General features: G+C 55.8%; 8 protein-coding genes. 3 read left to right on the forward strand and 5 right to left on the reverse strand.

Annotated elements, in window-relative coordinates; all coding sequences use genetic code 11:
- Window positions 1-11 precede the first annotated feature (11 nt).
- The 3 genes from H4V98_RS00190 to H4V98_RS00200 form a co-directional block, all read right to left on the reverse strand.
- Window positions 12-1,616 (reverse strand): IS66 family transposase, encoded by a 1,605-nt coding sequence (locus tag H4V98_RS00190; RefSeq protein WP_280757186.1) that lies wholly within the window; start codon window positions 1,614-1,616, stop codon window positions 12-14.
- Between the two features lie 137 nt (window positions 1,617-1,753).
- Window positions 1,754-2,101, reverse strand: a complete 348-nt coding sequence (tnpB, locus tag H4V98_RS00195) for an IS66 family insertion sequence element accessory protein TnpB (protein WP_280757187.1) — start codon at window positions 2,099-2,101, stop codon at window positions 1,754-1,756.
- A complete protein-coding gene (locus H4V98_RS00200) occupies window positions 2,098-2,493 on the reverse strand; it encodes a transposase (protein ID WP_280757188.1) in 396 nt (131 codons plus the stop codon). Before H4V98_RS00200 ends, tnpB begins: the two co-directional genes overlap by 4 nt.
- A 682-nt stretch (window positions 2,494-3,175) precedes the next feature.
- Between H4V98_RS00200 and gmtY the strand changes: the two genes are divergently transcribed.
- The 3 genes from gmtY to gmtX are packed head-to-tail and all read left to right on the forward strand — an operon-like array spanning window position 3,176 to window position 8,550.
- A complete protein-coding gene (gene gmtY / locus H4V98_RS00205) occupies window positions 3,176-4,600 on the forward strand; it encodes a gamma-mobile-trio recombinase GmtY (RefSeq protein WP_280757189.1) in 1,425 nt (474 codons plus the stop codon).
- A gap of 10 nt (window positions 4,601-4,610) precedes the next feature.
- Window positions 4,611-7,832 (forward strand): VPA1269 family protein, encoded by a 3,222-nt coding sequence (locus H4V98_RS00210; protein WP_280757190.1) that lies wholly within the window; start codon window positions 4,611-4,613, stop codon window positions 7,830-7,832.
- Window positions 7,822-8,550, forward strand: coding sequence for a gamma-mobile-trio protein GmtX (gene gmtX / locus H4V98_RS00215; protein ID WP_280757191.1), 729 nt, complete (start codon window positions 7,822-7,824; stop codon window positions 8,548-8,550). The genes H4V98_RS00210 and gmtX overlap by 11 nt, the downstream gene beginning before the upstream one ends.
- Before the next feature lie 148 nt (window positions 8,551-8,698).
- Here gmtX and H4V98_RS00220 read toward each other — a convergent pair whose 3' ends face one another.
- On the reverse strand, window positions 8,699-11,071 hold the full coding sequence (locus H4V98_RS00220; protein WP_280757192.1) for a DEAD/DEAH box helicase family protein: 2,373 nt from the start codon (window positions 11,069-11,071) through the stop codon (window positions 8,699-8,701).
- Window positions 11,064-13,052 carry a site-specific DNA-methyltransferase gene (locus H4V98_RS00225; protein WP_280757193.1) on the reverse strand — a complete coding sequence of 663 codons (1,989 nt, stop codon included), beginning with the start codon at window positions 13,050-13,052 and terminating at the stop codon, window positions 11,064-11,066. Before H4V98_RS00225 ends, H4V98_RS00220 begins: the two co-directional genes overlap by 8 nt.
- Window positions 13,053-13,424 lie beyond the last annotated feature (372 nt).

The raw sequence follows: 13,424 nt of genomic DNA on the forward strand, positions 1-13,424 counted from the left end.
CGTGGCCCGCATCAGGCTGCGCGCGCCATGTCCTGCGTTTGCTGGGCTGCTGGCCACGCAGGCCGGAGCCGCTCGGCCACCCGCCAGGGCAGCAACTCGTCAATCCGGTTGATCGGATGGTCGGCAATGCGCTCCAGCACATGGTGCAGGTAGGCCTGGGGATCAATGCCATTGAGCTTGCACGAGCCGATCAGGGTGTAAATCACGGCGGCGCGCTCGCCGCCGGCGTCTGAGCCAAAGTGCAGGTAATTCTTACGCCCGAGGACGACTGCGCGCAGCGCCCGCTCGGCCGCGTTGTTGTCCATCTCGATGTGCCCGTCGTCCACGAAACGCGTGAGCGCCTGCCAATGGTTCAGCGAGTAACCAATGGCCTGCGCCATGGACGACTTGGCCGAGAGCTGGCCAAGGGCGTCATGGAGCCAGCCGTGCATCGCCTCGACCAGGGGTTTGGCGCGGCTTTGCCGCTGGCGCCGGCGTTCCTCTGCGGGCTTGCCCCGAATGTCTTTCTCGATGGCGTACAGCACCCCGATGCGCAGCAGCGCCTGATGGGCCAGCGTGCCGGGCATCTCGTCCTGTCCCTTGTGGATTTCATAGTACTTTCTCCGGGCATGAGCCCAGCAAGCCGCTTCGACGACCTGGCCATCGGCAAACAGGGCGTCGTAGCCCGCGAACGCGTCGGCCTGCAAGGTGCCGGCAAAGCCCGCGAGGTGGCCCCTGGGATGCTCGCCTTTGCGGTCCGGGGAATACTGAAACCACACCGCTGGCGGCGACGCATCGCCGCTTGGCCTGTCATCGCGCGCGTACACCCACAGCCGGGCCGTGCGGGTCGTGCCACGGCCCGGGCTGAGCACCGGCACGGGCGTGTCATCGGTGTGGATCTTGCCCGCCCGCAGGACGTAGCGGCGCACGGCATCGGCCAAAGGCTGGAGCAGCCGCGCCGCGCCGGCCACCCAGTCCGCCAGCGTGGAGCGCTCAAGCACCACGCCCTGGCGGGCGTAGATCTGGCTCTGGCGGTACAGCGGCAGGTGGTCGCAGAACTTGCCCACCAACACCTGCGTGATGAGTCCGGCGCCTGCCAGGCCACGATCAATGGGACGGCTCGGCGCGGAAGCCTGCACGATCGTGTGACAGCGGACACAGGCGAGTCTGGGGCGCACGTGGCGCACGACCCGGAAGCTGCCAGGCTGGTACTCCAGCACTTCGGAGGTGTCCTGGCCAATTTGGCGCAGTTCGGTGCCGCACCCCGGGCAAGTGCAGTCGCTTGATGCGAGGTGAATCATCTCCTGGCGCGGCAGATGCCCGGGCAGTTGGCGGGGGGCGGTGCGGCGGGAAGCGGCCTGGCGCTTTTTGCGGGCGTCCTCAAGGTCGGCGACGGGGGCGCCTTGCAAGGCCTCCCCCGCGTCACCCGCTGGCACGAGTGCCACGCCAGGCGCCTGCACTTGTGACTGGGCGCTGTCCACCTTCTCGCTCGAGCGCCCGTAGCGCATGCGCCTGAGATGGAACAGCTCCAGCGTGAGTTTGTCGATGGCCAGGCGCAGCGCGCCGATCTGCTCGTCACGCTGCGCGACGCCTTGCTTCAAGGCATCGATTTGTTGCAGCAGCGCGTGTGAACTCATGGGCGCCACTTTGCCAGCAAAACCGGCACGCCAAAAGAAGGGGTTTCACGGTTGCGGGTAGCCCCCGCATGTGGTGTTACCTCCACCCGGCTCCCCGTGCGCGCCCCTTCGGCAGAGCAGGTCATCCGTTCATGAACTCAGGCAGCGAGCGTGGGCTGCCAGGTGCGCACCGGCATGCGCCAGTCGATGCCTTCGAGCAGCATGGACAACTGCGCCGGGCTCAGCGAGACCGCCCCGGCGTCGGCCTGCGGCCAGACGAAGCGGCCCCTCTCCAGGCGCTTGGCAAACAGGCACATGCCCTGGCCGTCCCACCACAGCAGTTTGACGATGTCACCGCGCCGGCCCCGAAAGACAAACACATGGCCCGAGAAGGGATCTTGCGCCAGCGCGCCTTGCGCCAAGGCGGCCAGGCCGTCAAAGCCTCGGCGCATGTCCGTCAGGCCAGCGGCCAGCCACACGCGCGTGCCCGCCGGCAGGCCGATCACGGCGCGTCCCGCAGGGCCTGGAGCACGCAGCGCACACTGGCCGGATCGACGCTGCCGCGCAGTCGCACGCGCGCGCCGCCCACTTCAATCTCGATGACGCCGGCCGCCGGTGCCCGCACCGTTGGCGCTGGCAAATCGATGACCGCGCTTGCCGGTGGCAAGGGATCCATCGTGACCGGCAGCAGTACGGCCTGCGTGACGGGCTTGAGCCGCGCCGGGCGGCCAGATTGTGCGCGCCGCCACTTGAACAGCAAATTGGCATTGATGCCGTGCGCCAGCGCGATGGCCGCGACCGAGGCGCCGGCCTGCTCGGTCAGCTTGACGAGCTTGCGTTTGAAGGCTGCGCTGTGTCTGCGCTTGGTGGCCTTGAGGGGATCTTTGGGAGGTTCCATGACGGTGTGCACTTGTCCGGGTTGAGTGCACACCATGATGGCGTGCAACTCCCCGGATACTGCCCGGCCCATCAACCTCGCGCAAGAATGGTATTCGTCGGACGCTTACGTATTGATGGCCGTCGGTTCCCGCTGCAGTGCTGACCGCCGAATGGGAAATCTGATTTCTCAAATTGAATGACCGCTCTGGCTTGTCTGGTCGAATCCACGAACGTCAGGTCTTCAAGTTCATGGCTGGTTGCAATGACTCCACTTCGGCTCAGGCATCCCTTGCTGGGTTGTTCAATTCAGACAAAGAAAACGGAAATGACGAAAATATCAAGGGCGCGTTACAGGCTCAAATCCAATCAAGAGGCCGTTTGCTGCCTGACCGACTTTGAGGGCACTGAATAAAAGCTGGCATCTAACCACGTTGGGTCCCTGAGTTAGGCGTTTGCCATCACCGTGCACAAATTTCAGGGCAGTCAATTCGACTGCGTGATTGTACCTACTCGCGCCAACCGCATGCTCAATCAAGCCCTCATTTACACGGCTGTGACGAGGGGCGTCGATCAAGTCGTATTCGTGGGGACAAGGCATCGGCTGTTCGTGCCATCAAGGCATCCGCCTTTGCCACCCTGCGACATGTGACACTGACGTCGCTGCTGAAACACTATTCCACTGCGCCAATATGGACTCCCTGATGTCATTTCCCATTGTTCGAGCCAAGATTTTCACTGACAACACCGGGGTCTCTCGGGAGATGCCTGTGTTGCTGACCCCCAATGGCCCGCTGCTACCCTTGATCGAATACTGCTTGTCCAAAAACCGTAGCTTGTCGTGGATCAACAAGCTCCTGCGCGCTGTCGCCCTGTTCCTTGATTATCTGGAAGCTAACTCCGATCAACCTGAGCAGGAATGGAAACAGTTTCGCAACTTTGCCAATGCGCTTCGTCTCGGCACCATTGATCGCGAAACCGGCCATGACCCAAGCGGATTGTTTTGGCGGCCATTCCAGGGTCCGGATGTGGACTACTACTTGGTGTTGCTCAGCGAATTCTTTAACTGGATCGGTGAAACGCAAAGCGGGGATGACAAGCAAAGAAAAACTGAGGCTGGCAAGTTCAATCCAAGATCGACAGGTGGCTCTTACGATCAGCGAATAGACGAAAAAGCTTACATGTACAGAAAAAACAAGGCGTTTTTGGGCCATCTCGGAAAGCATTGGTCGGATAACACCAGGGAACAAAAACTGGGGCATACGGGGCGGTTGACCCGAGGGGAGCGCCCGATCAAGATTTCCAAAGGCAGCGAGCCACAGTTCCCCCAAGATCGATTCGAGGAGTTGTTGTTCAAGGGCTTCAGGGTCAATGGCCAGTATGACTGGCGCGGCATGGCGATCACGACGCTGCTTCACGGCGCAGGCTTTCGGGAGTCCGAGCCGTTTCACCTTTACATGGCGGATATACAGCCTCACTGGGAGGACTCTTCCATGGCGTTTGTTGCCATCCACCACCCTTCGCAGGGGGTTGCCCCGGCTCAATGGCGCAACCAAACGGGACGCGCCGGAACGAGGGCGCAGTACTTGGGAGAGCAGTACGCACTGACACCTCGTACGCACATGACTAACAAAAAAAGGGCCGGTTGGAAACACCCGGCTCTGGATGCTAAAAACTACATGCAAGCGTGGTGGTTCCCGGAGGCCGAGTACGGGCGCTTGTTTTTGGAAATCTGGCAAAAATATCTTGAACAGATTCATTCGATTGAACGGAATCATCCCTTTGCATTTATTAACCTTGACCGGGGCGAGATAGGTGGCATGTACACCATCTCCCAATATTTGGCGGCGCATGCCGCCGCCGTGCGCCGGATCGGGCTTGAGCCATCCAAGGCCAGCGGCACGACACCGCATGGCCACCGGCACGCCTATGGCCGACGACTAGCGCGTTCGGATGTTCACCAAGTGATCATCCAGCGCGTGATGCACCACTGCTCCCCGGACAGCCAATTGGTTTACACCCAACCCGAATTGCACGAGGCGCAAGCCGCACTCAAAGTCAGTGCGCAGACCCTTAGGGATAAACACATCGCAGCTGTGCCGGACCTGTCGATACTGCGTATTAAGTAAAGGGATGAAAATGAAAAAGAAAAAAACATTCACGCCAGAACAGATGGAATACCTCATAAGTCGTGTTGAGGCGGGCGAAACGAGAGCGGCTTTGGCTAAAGAGATGGGTGTGTCTTACTCCATTTTGGCGAAGGCTGTACCCACAGGCTTTCGCCACTTCACGCCAGAGGAGCACACAGCGGCTATTGCAAGGGTTGAATCTGGCGAATCCAGAGCTGACGTTGCAGCGTCGCTGAACTGCGACAAAAGCACTGTTGGCAAATGGACAATGCATTTACCGAAAGAAACATTCAGCTGGACGCCTGAACTTAAAGCGACGGTACTCCAAAGGCTAGGCAAGGGAGAGCGTACATCTTTGCTGGCGCGCGATATCGGCGTCAAGCGAGGCGTCGTTGATCGTTTAGCAATCGCCGCCGCGTCGGAGGCTACTGAAGAACAACTGCAAGCCATCATCGCAGCACAAGCACAAAACAAGACGGTGGCCCAGATTGCAGCAGATCTACAAATTGCGAAACGAACCGTCAATCTGGCGTTGGGCATTGAATACAAAACATACAGCGACGACGTCAGGCAAGCAGCGATCAAGGCGATCGAGGGCGGTGCCACGGCAGCCGAGGTTGCCAGAACGTATAGGGTATCTGAGACCACTGTGACAACGTGGCACAGGGGTGCAGTGGTGGATGGAAGCGCACAAGCGGCCCCGATTCGAATTAGCAAGAAAGTTGATACATCCTGCAGTTGGATCAACCGGGATCACCCTGGTTCAGATATGGAGCGGTGGCGTGTTTATGCCAGCGAATGGCTGAAGGGGGAAACCTCTGGGTTGGCAGTATCTATACGTGCCATAGCCGTGTTCATAGAAAAGTACCTTGTCGCCCACCAGCTTCCAACGGAGCCAAGCGCGCTGTTGAGCAAAGCATCAAAGCAGCTGCCGGACTTCTATGCAGTGGCATGCCCACAGAGCAACTCTGGAGTAGCCATTAACAACAGGGCACGCGACTTTCTTCAATACGTGCTTAAAACCGATGAGTTCAGTGAAGAAGAAGAAGAAGAAGAAGGTGAGCGCAACACCTCTCCTGCATATCGCAACCCCATCGCGCAGTGCGAAGCCTCCGGAGAACCCAGGCGATCACAGTCCGACAAAACGGTCCTTCCTTACGCCTTGATTGTGCAACTGCGCTCGAAAATGGTGGGCGGCGCCAACTTTTCCGACTGGTCTTGGGTTCGATCGCTGAGCGGCAAGGCGGTGCTGGATGGCACAACTCTCAGCACCGAATGGTTCGCCGTACCAGAGGACCACATAAACAAAAATGACCCAGACTGCGTTTGGCAGCGTCGAACCTTTATCAATGGACAAAAAGCCGTTTTTGAGATGTGGAGTCCCGTTAGATGGGTGGGCATTCTCATGAAGCTGCTGACCCCTGGGCGCACCGGGCAATGGCGGATGGCGGACAGTGGCGAGTCGGACACCAAAGTGTGGCGCAATGGTAAGTGGGTGTTGAACGACAAACAGTGGGAAGCAGGCCTACGCCAACTTTGGCGGCAGGGTGTGCTGCGCCAGATGCTGGAACAGGGTGCCCCTGACCAGCCCATTCTTTACTTCAACTCCAACAAAACTGCTGACAAGGGAAAGCGCGGGAAAGACATGGGTATGGACTGCCCTTGGATGCACTCCGAGGACATCACAGCGGACCCTTACTACTGGCTGGAAAAACTGCGCAACTGGCAGGAAGAGTACAACCCAATCAGCGTGCGAACCTCGTGGAGGGACATCCCGGATGCTAGAAGCCTGGGCGTCAAGCACGACCTCCAGAAAGCGCAGTACCCCGATGCCTGCTTTTTGTTTCGCACCCCGGAAACCCCGCAGGAGGCGCAGTTTCCGTTGTCCAACGGAATGATGGATGCCGCATGGCAGAAGTTGCTGGCCGCGTTTGAAGAAAGCCTTGCCACAGAGGCTCAAGTCCACGCGGACGGTTCCCGGATCGAGCTGCTGGACAAGAACGGCCGTGCTATCACTTCGCTGCACGGCATGCGCGTGAGCCTGATTACGCACTTCATCATGCACGGGGACATGCAGCCGGAGCTGATGATGAAAATCGTTGGTCATGCCCGGATGATCATGACGATTTATTACACCAAGCCCGGTATGTCCGAGCTCCGCGATGCGCTTACCAATGCCCATCTCAAGCTCGATGCCGAAAAGGAAGCGCGCCTTACTACGGCCCTTAAAAACATGCAGGGCGAGCAGCTCAGGGACCAGGTGGTGTTCAATGCCGACGACTGGCGCACCGTGGTAGCAGTCAACCCCACAGATCGCAGCCCGGTCGGCTGGCTACACATGCACGACGGGATCTGCCTGGCCGGCGGCAATACCGGGCCGCTGGATGGCAATGGACAAGTACCCGGCTGCCACAACGGGGGAATATTGATAAGGGCCGCAACGAATGAGTATGGACCTGTGCCAGGGGGTACTCGAAACTGCCCGCAGTGCCGCTGGAAATGTGCTGGAAAAGAACATGGTTACGGTGTGCAGGCGACCCTGAACAACCGCTTTTACCACCTCCACAAGGCTGGAGAAAAGGCACTTGTGGGGCACAGGCTGCTGCAATCACTCAAGCAGGAAAAAGCTCGGGCAGAGGCGGGACACCAGGTTTTTGAAAAAATGAGGTCCCTTAAGAACGCGGAAAAAGTGCATGAGCAAGCCATGGTCAGAATGTCTGTCTTGGCGGTTGACGTCGCCCGCCTTCACCGCACCATCGAGCGTATCGCTGCTTTGCCTAGCCACACGGATGGGACTTTGGCATTGGCGGCGCATGGTGACCTTCTGACAATGCAGCAAGCGTTGGAAGAAGTTGACTCCGAATTGTTGGTGCTCTCCAACATTTGCGAGGATGTTCAGTTCTTTCCTGAACTGGATCCAGGGGTTGCTGTATTTGAGCGATCTCACTTGTTGGATAAGGCGCTTGAACGTGAGGGCCAGCCACCCTACTTTGCGCGGCTGACAGAAGGAGAACAACTGATTTACGGAAATGCATTCATGCAAGCGCTGGAGCGTCAGGTCAATCCTGGCCACCCTTTACTTGCGCGTCGTGATGTGGTGAAAATGATTGATACAGGTGAAGGTCTTAGTCGATTACTCGGTGGGCACCTCAACAAATTTCTCCCTAAAAATAACCAAGCCGATGACGGCCTTTGGTTGCGAGTGGAAAAGGTATGTACAAATGAACAATAGTCTGATCCATCCGGACTTGATTTTGCAAGGACTGCTTGATAAAAATCCCCGCAGTGACAAAGTCAAGAAGTTGAAGCAGTTGCATGAGCTGTGCAAACATGAATACGGAAGAAGTCTGGCGACGCGAGACCTCAGTGTGGCCAATATGGCCAGGTCGGCGGAAAATAACGGTATTTTGAAAGCCAAGTCGCTTTACAACGCGCAGTCCGCAGACTACTGCGCGCTCATAAAGGCGTGGTCAGCTTATGGCGGACCCGTTGCAATGCCAGTCAATGTGAAAAAAGACAAACTACGTGATAAATATGACTGGGTGCAAAAGATTGAAGACCCAGCAGCACGAACACTCACACTCATGGCGCTGGCGGAAAGAGACAAACTCAAGGCAGCGCTTGACACGATCAAGTCAGTAACAACCCTGCAGATAGATATGAGGCCCATGGGCACCACGCTGGAGAAAGGCTCTCAGGTTGCAGTGATTGAAGTTGGTGCACGACTAACAGACTCGCAGCGAAAAGCGCTGGAGGCTGCCATTTCGCCTGAAATTATGCGCCTTATGGATTGGACGATTGGTGAAGATGGCGAGGTGCGAAAGAAAAATGGTGTGTTTATGTACGATCCCGGCTACGTGACTGCCATACAACAAGTGCTGGGCAAGCCGACCGCACGACCGCTCACACTGGGAGATGACGTGCAGCAATCCACAAAGAGGATTAAGTAATATCAGTGTCTTCCAGTCAACTTGAGCACTCAAAGATAGAATTTTAATGGCAGTTTATTGGGCACTACCGCGCTGACCGGCAAGGTCAACAACTGGACTTTACGTGCAGTTGTGTGCTGGATGTGATTAACACAAACTGACTTTCCACCTACCTTAAACACTCCTTAGTCGCCTTTTCCAATGTGTCCACATGGACAGGCGTCGGGTTGCCAGCCTTCATCTTCCACACTGTAAAACCACCTTTAATTGCCTTGCCTCGCAATTCCGACTGCTTGCCTTCACTGATAAATCGCACGTGGACCTTAGTTTTACCATCCTCTTGGATGTCAAAGAGCTTGCGAGCCACTGCATCGGACAGCAGGTGCCCACCTTTCGTGTCCAAACAATAGACTAAACCGCCTTTCCACACGATGAAGTCCGGGTAAAACGAGGCTGTGTCGCCCTCAGACAACAAAGGAATATAGAATCCGCCAGCACTTGGGTTGCGATGCCAGGTCAGGCCCGGCTTGTCCAATGCCTGAGCGAAGTCCAACTCGAACTTGTTGAAGCCCGAGTAGCGTTCATACACGCCATTGGTGAAAGATGGGGCGTTCTTGGGCACCCGCATCGCTCCAAAGGAAAACGGACGCAAGCTCTCATAAACCAAATCAGCTTGCTGGTAGTAGGCATCGACAATCTCTTTAGCCACTTTTTCAGCTGCCTTGTTCGCGTTGCTTTGCACCTGCACGCGCACGTCGAACTTTACATCCTTGAAATCCGTGACAGCCAGTGCTCGATTAGAGCGTGACCGAAGGGCCGTGTTGACCAGCCACCGCAGTCGCACAGGATTGGTATGCCCCTCGGCAGTCCAATTGGGTACGCCTCCGTCGGCACTCAAGTTTTTCAGATCCACCACTTGAGATGCCGCATGGGCTTGGCTAATCGTATCAACACTGCCATCGGCGAACGTGGGGAACTCGGCCACAATCTCGGCGATGCGCTCGCACGCTGTTTCGGCATCCACGTTGATGTGGCAAAGTGGGGCCGCCACATCCTCCTTGGGTTTTAACTCATCTGACCCGGAACCGGAACCTCCAAAATTTCCCACAATCTCGATGGGGGCACCTTCGGCTTGCAGCTTGGCTTTAACAGCAGCAATGGCATCGACAAAAACGCTTTGGCTGTCCACCCTTAAAAAGAAATGGGCAGAGTTGAGCAGCGGGTTATCGTAGTGAGTTGCTTTGTATTGGCGCAATGCGCGGCCAATAATCTGCTCCACTTGGATCGATGAGCCCATGCTCTTGTCGATGTAGGCAAGGTAGCAGGCAGGGTCGTCCCACCCCTCTTGGAGTGAGAGGTTGAAGATGATATGTTGGTAGTCGCCCGCCGTAAAATCGTCGAAATCGTTCTCGCCTTTTGAGAAGAGTCTGACCTCCTCAGGCTTGTTGCCTTCAATAAAAGACAAATTGGCGTAGATGGCAATGGATTTCGGATCGACACCTTTCTCTTCCACCAGGTAACGCCAAATACGAATGGGCGGCGCCTTGCGGTGGGCAAAGGGTTTGGTGTGGTCGTCCTTCTCCCCATCGTCGGCCATGTTGGTCTTGCAGACATAGATGGCCTTGGGCTTGAAACCCAGGCCTCGCATGTCAATCTCGCTTTGCAATGTTTGAAGCCGGGTTGTGAGATCGTCGAGGCAGCGCTCCATCGGCGCTGTCGTGCCATCAAATTGAATGGCCCTCTTGACCAATTGCGCATCAACGACCTTGTCGCTTTTGACTGCAGTTGTGATGAATTTCTTCACGTCGGGCTTACCCTGCTCGTCAACGGCATCCAGAGAGTTGAAGGCGTCTGATTCGGCTTTGGCGTCATCTACCCATAGTTTGATGTACTGAATAACCGATTTATTGAAACTCTCCGGTAGTTTTAAGGTAGCCGATGCCAGCAGATACCCATCGGGCTGGAGCTCGGCCAAAAGCTCCGTTTGCTGCTCTGATAGGTTATGGCCTTCGTCGTAAACAATCAACAGCGGGCGGCGCAGGCCATTATCGGACCGCTCAATGAGCCGCTCCCAGGGTGACTGCTTGCCGAATTGATCCTCGTCGCGTTTGTAGATATTGAGGGCGCCAGCAGACTGGTCTTTGTTATTGAACAAGCCCGTGGTTGCCATGATCATCAAGGGGGTGGATGCATCTGAGATCAAGGCTGGGCTCAGTTGCGCGACATTGATGACACGGAAGCCATCGACGATCTCACTGTATTTGCCACCGCCTGAAAAGTTCGTATAAGTCTGAGCGACAACCGATTTGGCCTTCGACATCCAAAACACGATAGGCTCTGACGAAAAGTGAGCTCGCATGAGTGCCACAGACTGCGCGAGAATTGGTGTTTTTCCTGCCCCAGTCAATGCTGAGAGAGCTTGAAAAAACGCGCAAGGTTTGTTTTTGCCCTTGCTTGGTCTATCGGGATGATTGGCAAAAAAGGAGTAACGTTCGGCAATCGACTTAGCGGCCTCAGACTGAAAGACTTTAAGCTCAAGCATCCAATGCCTCTTCCTCATTTTCGTTGTTGTAGGCGTCGGACCGGGGATTGAAGCCAATGTGCTCCAAGACCGAATCGGGAATCTTGTAAAACTCGATGTCAGTGCCCGTGTAGGGCGCCAGCGCGGCATAGACGTGATAGCGCGGGCCTAGCATCGCTGTTTTCGCCTCCTGAACGATCCGCTTGAACGCTTCGCGGTTGAGACTGGAAGGCTGGTCCGGTGCATCCCAAATGAGGAAAAAACCTTCATTCTTGGGGTTTACTGCAAACAAGTGCCGATGCGTACCCGCTGGCAGGCGCCGCAGGTAGGATTTCGCCTTTTCGTTTTTGTCCCAATAGCTGGTCAAGAGCAGGTCGATCATCTCCTCGCGAGCGAGGGTGTTGACTCCCTCAGCATCAATCTTTTCACGCTTCAATTCGATGAATCTAAAGCCACTGACCAAGGGTTCTCGCTTTCCGCTCGCCCAATCGCCCGTAATCACGCGCTTGAGTCGATCAGCTGTGAGGGTCTTTGCGTAATGGTCGCCTTTTTCGGTGTTGCCCTGTTCAATGAGAATAAAACGACGTTTAGCCGAAGTTTCAGCATTGAGCGCCAACACAGCATGGCCCGTGGTTCCTGACCCTGCGAAAGGGTCCATCACAATGCCATCCGGCTTGCACCAAATCTGGATGACCTTTTTGATAAGTCGCAGCGGCTTGACCGTTTTGAAATCATGCCCCTTACCGACAACGGCGTCGAGCTCATTGATGCCAGCTTGGCTGTGGCCGGAATCCTCGTGATCCCATGACTGGCTTTCAATGTCAAGGGGAGTTTCGTAGTCCTCATTGGCCCAATAAGTCAAAGGCATCTTGCCATTTTTAATCTTGTTCAAATGCTTTTTTAGACGCGGGCCACCTTCACCAGAGTCGGTGAAAATTAACTGGGGCCAGTTCTTTTCCGACATCCTCGATTGCGCCTTTTTGCGAGCTGCAGTGACAGCCGGGGACTTAACGTCTGGCTCATTTCCGATAAATTTACATCCTTTTAGTACGATCGCCTTTGCGTCACAGTCGTCATGCAATTGCCTGTAAACGTAAGTGCTGCCCCAGCCTTCGAGAAGTTTTTTCACCTCTTTAGCTTCGATGCGCCAGTGGTTTGTAGCTGGATTGTTGCTTGGATAAAAAAGTTTTCCAGTAAAAGGCGATTGGATGGCGAACGTGCCGGTTTTGCGGTATTCCGGAGCCGCAGCGTCTGAGGAGGCCCAATCGCCATCCGGGTCTTCATCGCCATTGACGTATCTGGCGTTCATTGCTTCAGTGCGAGCGAGCAAACCGGTTTTCGCTTTATCGCCATCCTTGGCATATACCAAGACGTATTCAGTCGCAGATGACAACCCGCCGCGTTTTCCGCCCGTATCATTCTTTGGGGAGTAGGCCTTTTGCCAATTAATGATGCCGATGCGATTTTCTTCCTTGAATATCTCATCCATCAGCATACCGAGCCGATACAGCTCCCTGTGGTCAATGCAGATCGCGATCACTCCGCCCGGTTTAAGCATTTCTCGCATCATCCAGATGCGCGGTGTCATGAATTTCAGCCACTTGCTGTGGCGTGATCCATCGTCCTTGGGGACAAGATCGCCGAGGTCCGGGTCGTTGGGGTCCTTATCCCACTTGTCGTTGTAGCGAAAGTCTTCGCCCGTGTTGTAGGGTGGGTCTGTAACAATCAGATCGACCTGGCCGCGAAATTTGTAAAGTGTGACCATGGTCGAAAGGTTTTCGCCATCCCACACTTCGTTTTCCGCTTGGCAAACTTCGTCGCCTGCGGACAGCTTCTTGACGATCTTGTTGAGTTTGGGTTTGACCATGCGAATGATCTGCCACGGGGCCGTGCGCCCGGTGTAGTTCATCACAATGCCATCCTTGCCTGCGTCGCGCATCGCAGCCTCCTGCTCTTGCAGCATGCGGATCAATGCCGAACGCGGCAGTTGTTCGTAGTCCATCGTATCCCTATGTGATTCGTGCCTGGGTCAACACAGCAGGGTGAGTGACTCCTAAGATTGGGTGCATTCCTGGCTCGAGCTTAACCCTCCATGATAACTGCTCATAGAGGTGAATCGGCCCCTTAGGCATAGCGTTTATTGCTGGGGTCTGGGTTGCTGACCGCTCGGACAAGCCGGGTGGCGAAAGCTCATACGGTCCTGCATAAAAGTCTATGTATTGTTACGAAAAGTAGGATCAATTGTGGCTTCTTATCAGATTCAGATCTAACTTTGGCGCAGCGAATTTCAGACTTCACTGCCTCCGCATTCGTGCCTTTTGGACGGAACTCTTTAACATGCCAAGTTGGTCTCCTAAAAATCAGCGAAGCCTAG

The sequence above is a fragment of the Polaromonas sp. CG_23.6 genome (assembly GCF_029892315.1).
Lineage (GTDB): Bacteria > Pseudomonadota > Gammaproteobacteria > Burkholderiales > Burkholderiaceae_C > Polaromonas.

Excerpts from the sequence above, each read along its gene's own strand:
- H4V98_RS00210 (WP_280757190.1), top strand. The coding sequence starts at position 4,611 with ATGAAAAAGAAAAAAACATTCACGCCAGAACAGATGGAATACCTCATA.
- gmtY (WP_280757189.1), top strand. The coding sequence starts at position 3,176 with ATGTCATTTCCCATTGTTCGAGCCAAGATTTTCACTGACAACACCGGG.
- H4V98_RS00225 (WP_280757193.1), bottom strand. The coding sequence starts at position 13,052 with ATGGACTACGAACAACTGCCGCGTTCGGCATTGATCCGCATGCTGCAA.
- H4V98_RS00200 (WP_280757188.1), bottom strand. The coding sequence starts at position 2,493 with ATGGAACCTCCCAAAGATCCCCTCAAGGCCACCAAGCGCAGACACAGC.
- H4V98_RS00190 (WP_280757186.1), bottom strand. The coding sequence starts at position 1,616 with ATGAGTTCACACGCGCTGCTGCAACAAATCGATGCCTTGAAGCAAGGC.
- H4V98_RS00220 (WP_280757192.1), bottom strand. The coding sequence starts at position 11,071 with ATGCTTGAGCTTAAAGTCTTTCAGTCTGAGGCCGCTAAGTCGATTGCC.
- gmtX (WP_280757191.1), top strand. The coding sequence starts at position 7,822 with ATGAACAATAGTCTGATCCATCCGGACTTGATTTTGCAAGGACTGCTT.